Raw genomic sequence first — 13402 nt, 5'->3', positions numbered from 1 at the left:
AGCCCAAGGCCTGCCCGTCACAAGCGACATGGCAGGCCATTGGTTTCATGACCACATGGATCATCAAACTTCTTCGAACTAAGAACAGGCACTTTCAATGAGTCCAAGACGAAACACCCGACCCAATATTCCAAAGTCGTCCCCCGATACGCCTCACTCCAGTCGCGATACGACACCGGAAACAACGCTCAACAATCCCATGAGAGGAGAAGGAACCGATCAAGCGTCCCTCTCACCGACCGGACGACAGATCGAAGCCCCTGAGTCGCAGACCCCGACCGTCCAGATATCGGACATTGCCTCGCAGACAGCCATCCAAGGTGCCCCTATCCGCGTATCACTGGACAATTACTACCTTTCATCCGAGCTGGTGCCCCTGTTATCGGAGCCAGACGCGACCTCCGGAATCCGCACGTTCAAGACGCGCACCTACGTCGAGCTTGCAGAGGGGGGGACGGTGCTGCTGGGTCGCGATGCCGAACAGAATTACCGAGCCCGATCAAGCACTGAACTCGTCGCCTCCGGACCACGCCTGGAACAGGTGGAGGGCAGCCTCCTATGGCGTCAGATTGCGGACCAGGAGATGACTCACGGCAGTGATGCCGATCCGTACCACCGGCCAGCAGATGATGAGCCATCGGAAGCGGCTGCACCCAAGCGCCCGCGTACGGCGTCCGAGCAAAGCGAAACCACGCTGCAAAGCGCCCCGACATTCCAGAAAAACTGGGGGGTCGACCCCAAATTCACGCCATCGGAATTGATCACCATAGGCAATGTCCACTACAAGATGGTAACTCGCACCGAAGCGCGCGAATCCCCGATCATCTATATCCAATCCCCCGCTCATCCCACCTATGATTTTGACCTGCTGGACGCCATCCTCAGGCATACACCCGACGAGCAACCTCGCGGCGTCATACAAGTGCCACCGGACAACCATTGGGAAATTGACGCCAGGCTTCCCTTTAAAAAACCGCTGACGGGCTATGTCAGGAATCGTTTTCCGGAAGTCACGACAGCCACCCTGGAAAACATCGCAAGGAAACAATTTGAACTCACCAACAACTCGCCGTTCGCCACCGCCGGAGGTTTGACAGCACTCAGGCAGATTTTCAGCAGTTGGGAAAACGCGACCCATTCGTTGCATCCGCACTGGTCCGATCCGCTATTGATGCTGCCGATTCTTCCGACCTCTTCGGCGTCCAAAGGCGCTGCCCGCTCGATAGCCCTGCCCATCCCTTCCTCGACAGGAGTATTGGATCGACTGGATTTTGATCCCTTGCGGTTCCAGCGACAGTGGCTTTATTTCATGACGACGTATTCGCCTGTGGATTTCAAACGCTTTATGGCCGCCCTTCTGACCCGTAATGGCTATACGGTCATGGAACCCACCTCTTTCAATAGCTTTCCGGCGTTGGTATTTCAACGAACAGAGCATGACTATGTATTTTTCATGAGCCTGCACCGCACCAGAATCCCGAAGATTTCCCTGCCAATGTACATGGACCCGGTTACCGCCGGCACTCGCCTGGAAACCCAGGTTGGCGAAGCCGCTGCGAAAGTGGTCCAGGACGCCCACAACGCCAACAAAATCATCTGGCTCAAAGGCGGTACTGAAATCCGCCCGGGCATCGCAGACACGATCTTTATCATCCGGGATGACAACGCCAGGCTATGAGTCCGCCACGCAAAAAAAAGCCCGCAGTGTGAGCGGGCGAAAACCAAAGAAGCTTTATGCGCAGTCGCTTCCAGGACCAGGCAGTTGCTTGGGGGGCTCAACTGCCTCGATAGGTTGAATAGGCGTAAGGCGAAATCAGCAGGGGCACGTGGTAATGCTCCTGCTCGGCTGAAATACCGAAGCGCAGCACCACCACATCCAGGAACGCCGGCTCGGACAACTGGACGCCACGGGCGCGGTAGTAGTCGCCGGCGTGGAATTGAATCTGGTAGACCCCGCTACGGTAGTCATCCCCTTGCAACAGCGGTGCATCGCAACGGCCGTCACTGTTGGTCAGCGCGCTGGCGACCAGCTGCAGTTGCGAGCCTTCTACACGGTACAACTCGACCTTGATCGAGCTGCCCGGGCAGCCATGTGCGGCATCCAAAACGTGAGTAGTCAAACGTCCCATTGCTTGTGCGCGCCTCGCTGCAGAACAGTCCGGCCCGACGCCTCCTGAATCAGTTGAAAGACAGACCGCACCGTTTCGGAGCACGAAACGCCACGGCGACGAGCGAATTAAGACACTTTAAAAGAAAATTGTACACAATAAAAAACACATATTTAGGTCACGAGCATTTGAACAATGCTTCATGACCAATCTGAAGCCAAACCAACAGATACGCTACCCTTCCACGGATTAATTGACCAACTGGGCAGGTTTCTTGCAGTGTAGACGAACCCAGGGCAGCGATGAAAAATGCAAAAAATCAGGCTTACAAACCACACATAAAGTTGTATACAATCAGCCCATCGTCGTGACGCCAGCCTGTGATCCATCGCCAGGGCGCCACCTACATGGTTCGAACAAGAAGGAAGACTGCAGTGAGCGCTGACTACCCACGCGACCTGATCGGTTACGGCAGTAACCCTCCCCACCCCCAGTGGCCGGGCAATGCCCGCATCGCCCTGTCCTTCGTGCTCAACTACGAGGAAGGCGGCGAGCGCAACATCCTGCATGGCGACAAGGAGTCCGAAGCGTTCCTCTCGGAGATGGTCGCGGCGCAACCGCTGCAAGGCGAGCGCAACATGAGCATGGAATCGCTGTACGAGTATGGCAGCCGCGCCGGCGTGTGGCGGGTCCTCAAGCTGTTCAAGGAATTCGATATTCCCCTGACCATCTTCGCCGTGGCCATGGCCGCCCAGCGCCATCCTGACCTCATCCGCGCCATGGTCGCCGCCGGTCACGAAATCTGCAGCCACGGCTATCGCTGGATCGACTATCAATACATGGATGAGGCCCAGGAACGCGAGCACATGTTCGAGGCGATCCGCATCCTCACCGAGATCACCGGCGAACGTCCGCTGGGTTGGTACACCGGCCGCACCGGCCCCAACACCCGTCGGCTGGTGATGGAAGAAGGTGGTTTCCTCTACGACAGCGACACCTACGACGACGACCTGCCCTACTGGGAACCGAACACCCCCACCGGCAAGCCGCACCTGGTGATCCCCTACACCCTCGACACCAATGACATGCGTTTCACCCAGGTGCAGGGTTTCAACAAGGGCGACGATTTTTTCCAATACCTCAAGGACGCCTTCGACGTGTTGTATGCCGAAGGCAGCGACGCGCCGAAGATGCTTTCCATCGGCCTGCATTGCCGCCTGATCGGTCGGCCTGCGCGCCTTGCCGCCCTCAAGCGTTTCCTCGAATACGCCAAGGGTCATGAGCACGTCTGGTTCAGCCGCCGGGTCGACATCGCCCGCCACTGGCAGCAGACCCATCCCTGCCCACAGGCGTTGAAATCAGGGGCTTCGAAATGACCGCGTTCCAGACCCTCAAGCCTTCCACCTTGAGCCGCGAAGCGTTCGTCAAAGCCTTCGCCGACATCTACGAACATTCGCCATGGATGGCCGAAAAGGCTTTCGACCTGGGCCAGGACTCGTCCATCGACCAGATCGAAACCCTGCACCAGCGCATGAGCGACATCCTGTTGAGTGCCGATCACGCCAGCCAACTGGCCCTGATCAACGCTCACCCGGACCTGGCCGGCAAAGCCGCCGTCCAGGGCCAACTGACCGAAGCCAGCACCAACGAACAGGCCGGCGCCGGTATTCACCAATGCTCGAGCGACGAGTTTGCGCGCTTTACCGAGCTGAACGACGCCTACAAGGCCAAGTTCAAGTTTCCCTTCATCATGGCGGTAAAAGGCAGCAACCGGCATCAGATCCTCGCGGCGTTCGAAACGCGCATCCATCACTCGGTAGACACCGAATTCAAATGCGCGCTGGCAGAGATCAACAAGATTGCGTTGTTCCGATTACTGACCCTTTAGCGAGCAGCCCTGAGCCCCAGGCCCCTGCAAGCATCCCCAGCCAACTTATTAAAGGCAGACAAGAAGAATGAAAGCTTACGCCGTACCTTTCGAGAAGTTCGTCAACCTGGCCGACGCCCGCCTCGGCACCAAAATCATCTCGGTCACCGATGACTGGTTCGCCGACGCCAACCGTTTGTTCCAACCGACCCCGGCCGTCTGGAAGGAGGGCGTGTTCGATGACAACGGCAAGTGGATGGACGGTTGGGAATCGCGGCGCAAGCGCTTCGAAGGCTACGACAGCGCGGTGATCCGCCTGGGCGTGGCAGGTTCGATCAAAGGCGTGGACATCGACACCTCGTTCTTCACCGGTAACTACCCACCGTCGGCCTCCCTGGAAGCCTGTTTCCTGACTGAAGGCGAGCCGGACGAAAACACCCAGTGGACTGAAGTGCTGTCGGCGGTAGAGCTGCAAGGCAACAGCCACCACTACCATGAAATCAGTAACGACCAGGCGTTCAGCCACCTGCGCTTCAACATCTACCCCGATGGTGGTGTGGCCCGGCTGCGGGTCTACGGCATTCCGTACCGCGACTGGTCGGCCGTGGGCGACAACGAACAGATCGACCTGGTTGCGGCCCTCAACGGTGGCCGTGCCCTGGCTTGTTCCGACGAACATTTCGGCCGCATGAGCAACATCCTCAACCCTGGCCGTGGCGTGAACATGGGCGACGGCTGGGAAACCGCTCGGCGTCGTACCCCGGGCAATGACTGGGTCATCGTCGCCCTCGGCCATGCCGGCGTCGTTGAAAAAGTCGTCGTCGACACCCTGCACTTCAAGGGCAACTACCCGGACAGCTGCTCGATCCAAGGCGCATTCGTCAAGGGCGGCACCGACAGCCAGATCGAAACCCAGTCGCTGTTCTGGCGCGAACTGCTGCCGAGCCAGAAACTGGAAATGCACGCCGAACACACCTTCGCCGAACAGATCAAAGCCCTGGGGCCGATCACCCACATCCGCTTGAATGTGTTTCCGGATGGCGGGGTGAGTCGCCTGCGGGTGCTGGGCAAGGTAGCGAAGTAAGCGGCGCTCCCTCGCCACAAAAGCTGAATCGACAACACAAAATTTTGGATAAGAAGACCCGCATGCGCACACTCAAGATCGAACCGTTGACCAAAGAAGCCTTCGCCCCATTCGGTGACGTGATCGAAACCGATGGCAGCGATCACTTCATGATCAACAACGGTTCGACCATGCGTTTCCATCGCCTGGCAACGGTGGAAACCGCCACGCCGGACGACAAGGCGATCATCAGCATCTTCCGCGCCGACGCGTTGGAGATGCCGCTGACCGTACGCATGCTGGAGCGCCACCCGCTGGGCAGCCAAGCCTTCATCCCGCTGCTCGGCAACCCCTTTCTGATCGTGGTCGCGCCACTTGGCGATGCACCTGTATCAGGCTTGGTCCGCGCCTTCGTCACCAACGGCAGGCAGGGCATTAATTACCATCGCGGCGTCTGGCACCACCCGGTGCTGACGATCGAAAAGCGGGATGACTTCCTGGTGGTTGATCGCAGTGGCACAGGCAATAACTGCGATGAGCATTTTTTCCAAGAGGATGAGTGTTTGATCCTCGCCCCCCACCAATAAGAGAAGCGTCCGATCACGCGAAAACAAGCGGGACGGGCGAGAGGTAAAGACTGTGGAAGCACATATGCTGGAATGGCTGAACCTGAGCGTGCGCTGGGTTCATATGATCACTGGCGTGGCCTGGATCGGCGCGTCGTTCTACTTCGTCTGGCTGGAAAACAACCTCAATCGCGTCAATCCAAAAAGTGGTCTGGCTGGTGACTTGTGGGCCATCCACGGTGGTGGCATCTACCACCTGGAAAAATACAAACTCGCGCCACCGTCCATGCCGGACAACCTGCACTGGTTCAAGTGGGAAGCGTATTTCACCTGGATGTCGGGTGTCGCGCTGCTGTGCGTGGTGTTCTATTGGAACCCGACCCTATACCTGCTGGCCCCCGGCAGCAGCCTCAGCGGCCCCGAAGGCGTGGCACTGGGCATCGGCTCGTTGTTCGTCGGTTGGTTCGTCTATTCCTTTCTCTGCGACTCGGCCCTGGGCAAGCGCCCCGCCCTGCTCGGTTTGATCCTGTTTGTGCTGTTGATCGCCGCGGCCTACGGGTTCAGCAAGGTGTTCAGCGGCCGCGGTGCCTACCTGCACGTGGGTGCTGTCATCGGCACGATCATGGTCGGCAACGTGTTCCGCATCATCATGCCGGCCCAACGTGCGCTGGTGGCGGCCATCGCCGAGAACCGCACGCCCGATCCGGCGCTGCCGGCCAAGGGTTTGCTGCGTTCGCGCCACAACAACTACTTCACCCTGCCGGTGCTGTTCATCATGATCAGCAACCACTTCCCGAGTACCTACGGCAGCCAATACAACTGGTTGATCCTGGCCGGTATCGCCGTGGCGGCGGTGTTGGTGCGGCATTACTTCAACACGCGCCATGACAGCAACCGGTTTGCCTGGACGCTGCCGGTCGGTGCTCTGGCGATGATCTGCCTGGCTTATGTCACAGGGCCCAAGCCCATGCCCACCGCACCGGAAGTAGCCAAGGCACCTGGCGTGATCGAGTACCAACCGTTGCCGGAAACGGCAGTGGGCGGCGGTGCAAAACCGGCAACAGCCACGGCCGCACCGGCATCGACACCCACCCAGGCCGCCAACGCCCAGGGCCCATCGTTCGAGAAGGTCCATAGCGTGATCCAGGAGCGCTGCTCGGTCTGCCATTCGGCCAAACCCACCAGCCCGTTGTTCAGCGCCGCGCCGGGCGGGGTGATGTTCGATACGCCGCAGCAGATCCAGCAACAGGCCGCGCGCATCCAGGCTCAGGCCGTGACCACCCAGATCATGCCCTTGGGCAACATCACCCAGATGACCCAACAGGAACGCGACCTGATCGGTGCCTGGATCAACCAGGGCGCGCGGACCAACTGAGCCGCGCCCCAAATTCGCCATGAATGCGCCGTTGCAGGGCACTTGAACCCCGTCAGGGCAAGCCCGTACCCTGCGCGGCCGTTCACATCCGGGCACCGTAAAAAAACCATCGAATCCTGACCGAGGCGCCAGCTTATCCCGGCATCACGGGGGATATCGGGCGTCCCTGGAAAACACCTTTTTTCGACTGTTCCAAATAGCTGGACGAGCTTTTTTTCAGGCTTGGCTCAGCTCTTGCTATCAGCATCTGCCACGAGCAAAAAGCTGACCGAACGGATGTTTTTCTCCGTAGAAAAAAGCGCCACACCAAGAGCGCTGATCTGAAAAAAATGGCGGTACCACTTACCTTTGGGAGCAAACCGAATGAAACGTACATGCACCAGCCTGATACTCGCAGGCTCCTTATTGGTCGCAGGCCAGGCGATGGCCGATGACCTGTTCCAATGGCAGAACAACAGCCTGACCTACCTGTACGGCAAGGATTTCCAGGTCAACCCGCGCATCCAGCAGACCGTGACCTTCGAGCACGCCGACGCCTGGAAATACGGCGACAATTTCTTCTTCCTCGATCGGATCTTCTACAACGGCCAGGACGACAGCCAGTCCGGCCCGAACACCTACTACGGTGAGTTCAGCCCGCGCCTGTCGTTTGGCAAGATCTTCGACCAGAAGCTGGAACTGGGCCCGATCAAGGATGTGCTTCTGGCCATGACCTATGAGTTCGGCGAAGGCGACAACGAGTCCTACCTGATCGGTCCGGGCTTCGACCTGGCGATCCCCGGCTTCGATTACTTCCAGTTGAACTTCTACAACCGTCAGACCGAAGGCCCGCGCGCTGGCGACAACGTCTGGCAGATCACCCCGACCTGGGCCTACACCCTCCCGGTGGGTTCATCCGACATTCTGATCGACGGCTTCATCGACTGGGTCGTGGACAACGACACCAATTCCAAGGGCACCTACCACGCCAACCTGCACATCAACCCGCAGGTCAAATATGACCTGGGCAAAGCGCTGAAGCTGGGCGCCAAGCAGTTGTATGTGGGTGTGGAGTATGACTACTGGAAAAACAAGTACGGGATCGAAGACAGCGACGGTTTCAAGACCAACCAGAGCAACACCAGCTTCTTGCTCAAGTATCACTTCTGATCTGACTCAGTCTCAGGTTAATCCCAGACTTGAAGCCCTGCACACATCCCTTGTGGGAGCGGGCTTGCTCGCGAAGGCGACTGCACATTCAACATCAGTGCAAGCTGACTCACCGCTTTCGCGAGCAAGCCCGCGCCCACAAGGGGCTCGGCTCGGGTTGGGCTCAACCCTGAGACAACCCCAAAAACCGGGTCAGTTCCTCGCGCTGCGCCAACGCATCCTGACGCCCCAACTCGATCAGTTCGCTGCAATACCCCGCCTCGAACAACAAATAACTCAACACCCCAGCGCCGCTGGTCTTGGTCGCGCCCGGCCCTCGCAGAAACAGCCGTAGCGCGCGGGGCAGCTCCTGGCGATGGCGAGCGGCGATTTCGTCGATGGGCTGGCTTGGCGAAATCACCAGCACCTCCACCGGCGCCGCGCCCAGGGCATGGGCCGGTACATCATCGGGCAGCAGGTGACTGAAGCCGTTCAGGCGCTGAAGCAACTCGATGTCGCTTTCCAGGCTGTCAATGAACGTGCTGTTGAGCATATGGCCGCCAATCTGCGCCAGAGTCGGTTGCAGACCGGTGTAGCTGCGTTCCAAAGGATCTTGCCCGCCGGCAGCACGCGGGTTGCCACTGACACCGATGACCAGTACGCGATTGGCTCCCAGGTGCAAGGCCGGGCTGATGGGCGCCGATTGCCGCACGGCGCCGTCACCGAAGTACTGCGGGCCGATCTTGACCGGCGCGAACAACAAAGGAATCGCCGAACTGGCCAGCAGGTGCTCCACCGACAACTGCGTCGGCACCCCAATGCGACGGTGGCGCAGCCAGGCATCGATGGTGCCGCGCCCCTGGTAAAAGGTTACAGCCTGGCCAGACTCATAACCGAACGCCGTCACCGCCACCGCCCGCAGTTGCTGCTTAATAATGGCCAGCTCGATACCCGAGGCATGGAACTGTGCCTGGAGCAGTTCGCGCAACGGCGAACTGTCAATCAGCGCCACCGGCAACTTGGCCCCCAGGCCCAATAGGCTATGGCTGATGAAGCGCATTGCCTGGCCCACCACGCCCCGCCAATCGCTGCGCATCACCTGATGACTGCGCACCGCTTGCCAGAATGCCGTCAGCCGTTCGACGGCGGTCTTGAAGTCCATCGCCCCGCTCGCCAGGCTGACCGCGTTGATCGCCCCAGCCGAAGTGCCGACGATCACCGGGAACGGATTGCGCGCCCCATCGGGCAACAACTCGGCAATCGCCGCCAACACCCCCACTTGATACGCTGCCCGAGCCCCGCCGCCGGAAAGAATCAAACCTGTAACCGGTTCAGCTGGGGTCATCGCAACACTCCGTGCTCAAGGTGATACTCAAAAAAGCTCAACCGCGCTTGTCGTACAGCTTCGACTCGCCCGGCGGACGGGTCTTGAAACGCCGGTGGGCCCAAAGGTATTGCTCAGGGCAATCGCGCACCGACTGCTCCACCCATTGATTGATGCGGATGCAATCGGCTTCCTCGGTCTCGCCCGGAAACGCTTCCAGCGGCGCCTGGATCACCAGGCGATAGCCGCTGCCATCGGCCAGGCGCTCCTGAACGAAGGGCACCACCAGCGCCTTGCCCAGGCGGGCGAACTTGCTGGTAGCCGTGACCGTCGCCGCCTGGATACCGAACAATGGCACAAACACGCTTTGCTTGGCGCCGTAATCCTGATCCGGCGCATACCAGATCGCCCGACCGGCGCGCAGCAACTTGAGCATGCCACGCACGTCGTCACGCTCCACCGCCAGGGAGTCGAGGTTATGCCGCTCGCGGCCCCGACGCTGAATGTAGTCAAACAGCGGGTTCTTGTGTTCGCGGTACATGCCATCGATGGTGTGCTGCTGGCCCAGCAACGCCGCGCCGATTTCCAGCGTGGTGAAATGCAGCGCCATCAGGATCACGCCCTTGCCTTCGCGCTGGGCCTGCTTGAGATGCTCCAACCCTTCGACATGGGCCAGCTTCGCCAGGCGCGAACGCGACCACCACCAACTCATGGCCATTTCGAAAAAGGCGATACCGGTGGAAGCAAAGTTTTCCTTGTGCAAGCGCTTGCGCTCGGCAACGGACTTTTCCGGAAAACACAGTTCCAGGTTGCGCCAGGCAATGCGCCGTCGGTCGCCTGCCACCCGGTACATCAGCGCACCGAGCGCACGACCGATCCGCAGCAGCACCGGATAAGGCAACTGAACGATCAGCCACAACAGCCCAAGGCCGCACCACAGCAGCCAGAAACGCGGATGAAAAAAAGCAGCTCGAAAACGCGGGCGATCCATTACAGCTTCCACAAAGACATGGGTCGCGCATTCTACATTGTTCGACCCGGGTTGCGGCTGGCGAACGATCTCGTTATAAGTCTCGGCACTTTTAGTGACAAGCCGTTGTACGCCGACCATGAGCCAAACCGAACCGCTAGACCAAGATCCCGTGTTCCAGCTGAAGGGCAGCATGCTCGCCATTACGGTGCTGGAGCTGGCCCGCAATGACCTGGAAAGCCTTGACCGGCAGTTGGCGGCCAAAGTCGCCCAGGCGCCGAACTTTTTCAGCAACGCCCCGCTGGTGCTGGCCCTGGACAAGCTACCGGCCAGCGAAGGCGCGGTGGATCTGCCGGGCCTGATGCGTGTTTGCCGCCAGCACGGCCTGCGCACCCTGGCGATCCGCGCCAGCCGCATCGAAGACATCGCTGCCGCCATCGCCGTGGACATTCCGGTGCTGCCACCATCCGGCGCCCGTGAGCGGGTGCTGGAACTGAGCCCGGTGGAAGCGAAGAAAACCCCGGAAAAACCAGCGGAACCCACCATCAAGCCGACCCGAGTCATCACCTCGCCAGTACGCGGTGGGCAGCAGATTTATGCCCAGGGTGGCGATCTGGTGGTGGTGTCCTCGGTCAGCCCGGGCGCGGAACTTCTGGCCGATGGCAACATCCATGTATACGGCCCGATGCGCGGTCGCGCGCTGGCCGGCGTCAAGGGCGACACGAAGGCCAGGATTTTCTGTCAGCAATTGAGCGCTGAACTGGTCTCCATCGCCGGGCAGTACAAGGTCTCCGAAGATTTACGCCGTGACCCGCTGTGGGGGGCCAGCGTCCAGGTCAGCCTGTCGGGCGACGTGTTGAACATCATTCGGCTTTAACGGATACTGCCGCATTTTCCAAGCATCTCTAAAACGTAGCGAAAACGGCTTAAACGACGTAGGAAAAAGGATCAGGCAGTGTTTACCGGAGGTAGACCCCGCCCAGCATCCGATTCCAGCCAAGCCTGTCCAATTGCAGCAGTTTTCCAGAGATGTTTTTCAGGGGCTGACAAAGTCCTTTTTCCTTAGGGGTGAAACACCTTGGCCAAGATTCTCGTGGTTACATCCGGCAAGGGTGGTGTGGGTAAGACCACCACCAGCGCCGCTATCGGTACCGGCCTCGCTCTGCGCGGCCACAAAACAGTCATCGTCGATTTCGACGTCGGCCTGCGTAACCTGGACCTGATCATGGGTTGTGAGCGTCGCGTGGTCTACGACTTCGTCAACGTGGTCAACGGTGAAGCCAACCTGCAGCAGGCCCTGATCAAGGACAAGCGCCTTGAGAACCTTTACGTGCTGGCCGCCAGCCAGACCCGTGACAAAGACGCGCTGACCCAGGAAGGCGTGGAAAAAGTCCTGATGCAGCTCAAGGAAGACTTCGAGTTCGTGGTCTGCGACTCCCCGGCCGGTATCGAAAAGGGTGCCCACCTGGCCATGTACTTCGCTGACGAAGCGATTGTCGTGACCAACCCGGAAGTGTCCTCGGTACGTGACTCCGACCGCATGCTGGGCCTGCTGGCGAGCAAATCCCGTCGCGCCGAGAAGGGCGAAGAGCCGATCAAGGAACACCTGCTGTTGACCCGCTATAACCCACAACGGGTCAGCGACGGTGAAATGCTCGGCGTCGAAGACGTCAAGGAAATCCTCGCCGTCACCCTGCTGGGTGTGATTCCCGAATCCCAAGCGGTACTCAAGGCCTCTAACTCCGGCGTGCCGGTGATTCTCGACGACCAGAGCGACGCCGGCCAGGCGTACAGCGATGCCGTCGATCGCCTGCTGGGCAAAACCGTAGAGCATCGTTTCCTCGATGTAACGAAGAAAGGTTTCTTCGAGCGCCTGTTTGGAGGTAGGTAATGAACCTTTTTGACTTCTTTCGTGCCAACAAAAAGCCCAGTACCGCCTCGGTCGCGAAAGAGCGTCTACAGATCATCGTGGCGCACGAACGCGGCCAACGCAGTACCCCTGACTACCTGCCAGCCTTGCAGAAGGAACTGGTGGAAGTGATCCGCAAGTACGTCAACATCGGTAGCGATGACGTGCATGTGGCACTGGAAAGCCAGGGCAGTTGCTCGATTCTGGAACTCAATATCACCCTGCCGGATCGCTGATAGATCCTGCGGGAGCCACGGCGGCTCGGGTCCCCACAGCCCTTTTTTGTGGGAGCGGGCTTGCTCGCGAAGACGGTGACACATCCAATATCAATGTGTCTGAGACACCGCTTTCGTGAGCAAGCCCGCTCCCACAAGGGCCGGGCCCGCGCCGCCGTTGGCGTTTGTTACGAGACTGCTTTAATGCCCCTGTCCAACATCCGCATCATCCATCAGGACGCCGCCGTCCTGGTGGTCGACAAGCCGACCCTGCTGCTGTCGGTGCCCGGCCGGGCCGACGACAACAAAGACTGCCTGATCACCCGCCTGCAGGAAAACGGCTACCCGGAAGCGCGGATCGTGCACCGACTGGACTGGGAAACCTCCGGCATCATTCTGTTGGCCCGCGACCCGGACACTCATCGCGAACTGTCTCGGCAGTTTCATGATCGAGAAACCGAAAAAGCCTACACCGCGTTGTGCTGGGGCCAGCCGGCGCTGGACAGCGGCAGCATCGACTTGCCGTTGCGCTACGACCCGCCGACCAAACCTCGCCATGTGGTGGACCATGAACATGGCAAGCACGCCCTGACTTTCTGGCGGGTGCTGGAACGTTGCGGCGATTGGTGCCGGGTCGAACTGACGCCTATCACCGGGCGTTCACACCAATTGCGCGTGCACATGCTGTCCATCGGCCACCCGCTGCTGGGCGACGGGCTCTACGCCCACCCGCAAGCGCTCGCCGCCTGGCCACGGCTGTGCCTGCACGCCAGCATGCTCAGCTTCACCCATCCGCAAAGCGGCGAACGCCTGCGCTTCGAGTGCCCTGCACCGTTCTAAGAGACACCACTGACACTGTGGCGAGGGAGCAAGCTCC

General features: G+C 59.7%; 14 protein-coding genes. 11 read left to right on the top strand and 3 right to left on the bottom strand.

What is annotated here, in order from left to right; all coding sequences use genetic code 11:
• The first annotated feature begins 97 nt into the window (after positions 1–97).
• A complete protein-coding gene (locus tag ACWNZ1_RS25050) occupies positions 98–1678 on the top strand; it encodes a hypothetical protein (protein ID WP_280944319.1) in 1581 nt (526 codons plus the stop codon).
• 97 nt (positions 1679–1775) lie between these two features.
• Here the strand turns inward: ACWNZ1_RS25050 and uraH are convergent, their stop codons facing one another.
• On the bottom strand, positions 1776–2129 hold the full coding sequence (gene uraH, locus ACWNZ1_RS25045; RefSeq protein ID WP_058546670.1) for a hydroxyisourate hydrolase: 354 nt from the start codon (positions 2127–2129) through the stop codon (positions 1776–1778).
• A gap of 413 nt (positions 2130–2542) precedes the next feature.
• Here uraH and puuE point away from each other — a divergent pair, with 413 nt between their 5' ends.
• The 6 genes from puuE to ACWNZ1_RS25015 all read left to right on the top strand — a co-directional run bounded on the left by puuE (position 2543) and on the right by ACWNZ1_RS25015 (position 8128).
• On the top strand, positions 2543–3484 hold the full coding sequence (gene puuE / locus ACWNZ1_RS25040; protein WP_456027947.1) for an allantoinase PuuE: 942 nt from the start codon (positions 2543–2545) through the stop codon (positions 3482–3484).
• On the top strand, positions 3481–3996 hold the full coding sequence (uraD, locus tag ACWNZ1_RS25035; RefSeq protein ID WP_456027946.1) for a 2-oxo-4-hydroxy-4-carboxy-5-ureidoimidazoline decarboxylase: 516 nt from the start codon (positions 3481–3483) through the stop codon (positions 3994–3996). Before puuE ends, uraD begins: the two co-directional genes overlap by 4 nt.
• 67 nt (positions 3997–4063) lie before the next feature.
• Positions 4064–5059 (top strand): allantoicase, encoded by a 996-nt coding sequence (alc, locus tag ACWNZ1_RS25030; RefSeq protein WP_256453574.1) that lies wholly within the window; start codon positions 4064–4066, stop codon positions 5057–5059.
• Positions 5060–5121: 62 nt separating this feature from the next.
• Positions 5122–5625 (top strand): ureidoglycolate lyase, encoded by a 504-nt coding sequence (locus ACWNZ1_RS25025; RefSeq protein ID WP_135846634.1) that lies wholly within the window; start codon positions 5122–5124, stop codon positions 5623–5625.
• A 52-nt stretch (positions 5626–5677) separates the two neighbouring features.
• The gene (locus tag ACWNZ1_RS25020; RefSeq protein WP_135846635.1) at positions 5678–6979 is read left to right on the top strand and encodes a urate hydroxylase PuuD; all 1302 of its coding nucleotides are present in this window, start codon (positions 5678–5680) and stop codon (positions 6977–6979) included.
• Positions 6980–7342: 363 nt separating this feature from the next.
• On the top strand, positions 7343–8128 hold the full coding sequence (locus tag ACWNZ1_RS25015) for an outer membrane protein OmpK (protein ID WP_256453575.1): 786 nt from the start codon (positions 7343–7345) through the stop codon (positions 8126–8128).
• A gap of 163 nt (positions 8129–8291) precedes the next feature.
• On the opposite strand, the gene ACWNZ1_RS25010 is transcribed toward ACWNZ1_RS25015, so the two are convergent.
• Both ACWNZ1_RS25010 and ACWNZ1_RS25005 read right to left on the bottom strand, forming a co-directional pair.
• A complete protein-coding gene (locus ACWNZ1_RS25010; protein WP_135846637.1) occupies positions 8292–9452 on the bottom strand; it encodes a patatin-like phospholipase family protein in 1161 nt (386 codons plus the stop codon).
• A 37-nt stretch (positions 9453–9489) separates the two neighbouring features.
• A complete protein-coding gene (locus ACWNZ1_RS25005; RefSeq protein WP_256453576.1) occupies positions 9490–10422 on the bottom strand; it encodes a lipid A biosynthesis lauroyl acyltransferase in 933 nt (310 codons plus the stop codon).
• Between the two features lie 118 nt (positions 10423–10540).
• Here ACWNZ1_RS25005 and minC point away from each other — a divergent pair, with 118 nt between their 5' ends.
• The 4 genes from minC (at position 10541) to ACWNZ1_RS24985 (ending at position 13365) form a co-directional block, all read left to right on the top strand.
• Entirely contained in the window at positions 10541–11278 is a 738-nt protein-coding gene (minC, locus tag ACWNZ1_RS25000; RefSeq protein WP_135846639.1) for a septum site-determining protein MinC, read from the top strand.
• Positions 11279–11479: 201 nt separating this feature from the next.
• Complete coding sequence (gene minD / locus ACWNZ1_RS24995; RefSeq protein ID WP_003179114.1) at positions 11480–12292, top strand: septum site-determining protein MinD; 813 nt, start codon at positions 11480–11482, stop codon at positions 12290–12292.
• A complete protein-coding gene (gene minE / locus ACWNZ1_RS24990; protein WP_003179111.1) occupies positions 12292–12546 on the top strand; it encodes a cell division topological specificity factor MinE in 255 nt (84 codons plus the stop codon). Before minD ends, minE begins: the two co-directional genes overlap by 1 nt.
• 183 nt (positions 12547–12729) lie before the next feature.
• Positions 12730–13365 carry an RluA family pseudouridine synthase gene (locus ACWNZ1_RS24985; RefSeq protein WP_025214990.1) on the top strand — a complete coding sequence of 212 codons (636 nt, stop codon included), beginning with the start codon at positions 12730–12732 and terminating at the stop codon, positions 13363–13365.
• Positions 13366–13402 lie beyond the last annotated feature (37 nt).

The organism is Pseudomonas sp. CFBP 5748 (genome assembly GCF_053850495.1).
The sequence above is the reverse complement of the archived record's forward strand: the minus strand, read 5'-3'. Positions and strand labels throughout refer to the sequence as shown.

What these genes read in the sequence shown, in the direction of transcription:
- ACWNZ1_RS25050 (WP_280944319.1), top strand. Translation starts at nt 98, where the DNA reads ATGAGTCCAAGACGAAACACCCGACCCAATATTCCAAAGTCGTCCCCC.
- uraH (WP_058546670.1), bottom strand. Translation starts at nt 2,129, where the DNA reads ATGGGACGTTTGACTACTCACGTTTTGGATGCCGCACATGGCTGCCCG.
- uraD (WP_456027946.1), top strand. Translation starts at nt 3,481, where the DNA reads ATGACCGCGTTCCAGACCCTCAAGCCTTCCACCTTGAGCCGCGAAGCG.
- alc (WP_256453574.1), top strand. Translation starts at nt 4,064, where the DNA reads ATGAAAGCTTACGCCGTACCTTTCGAGAAGTTCGTCAACCTGGCCGAC.
- ACWNZ1_RS25025 (WP_135846634.1), top strand. Translation starts at nt 5,122, where the DNA reads ATGCGCACACTCAAGATCGAACCGTTGACCAAAGAAGCCTTCGCCCCA.
- ACWNZ1_RS25015 (WP_256453575.1), top strand. Translation starts at nt 7,343, where the DNA reads ATGAAACGTACATGCACCAGCCTGATACTCGCAGGCTCCTTATTGGTC.
- ACWNZ1_RS25010 (WP_135846637.1), bottom strand. Translation starts at nt 9,452, where the DNA reads ATGACCCCAGCTGAACCGGTTACAGGTTTGATTCTTTCCGGCGGCGGG.
- ACWNZ1_RS25005 (WP_256453576.1), bottom strand. Translation starts at nt 10,422, where the DNA reads ATGGATCGCCCGCGTTTTCGAGCTGCTTTTTTTCATCCGCGTTTCTGG.
- minC (WP_135846639.1), top strand. Translation starts at nt 10,541, where the DNA reads ATGAGCCAAACCGAACCGCTAGACCAAGATCCCGTGTTCCAGCTGAAG.
- minE (WP_003179111.1), top strand. Translation starts at nt 12,292, where the DNA reads ATGAACCTTTTTGACTTCTTTCGTGCCAACAAAAAGCCCAGTACCGCC.
- ACWNZ1_RS24985 (WP_025214990.1), top strand. Translation starts at nt 12,730, where the DNA reads ATGCCCCTGTCCAACATCCGCATCATCCATCAGGACGCCGCCGTCCTG.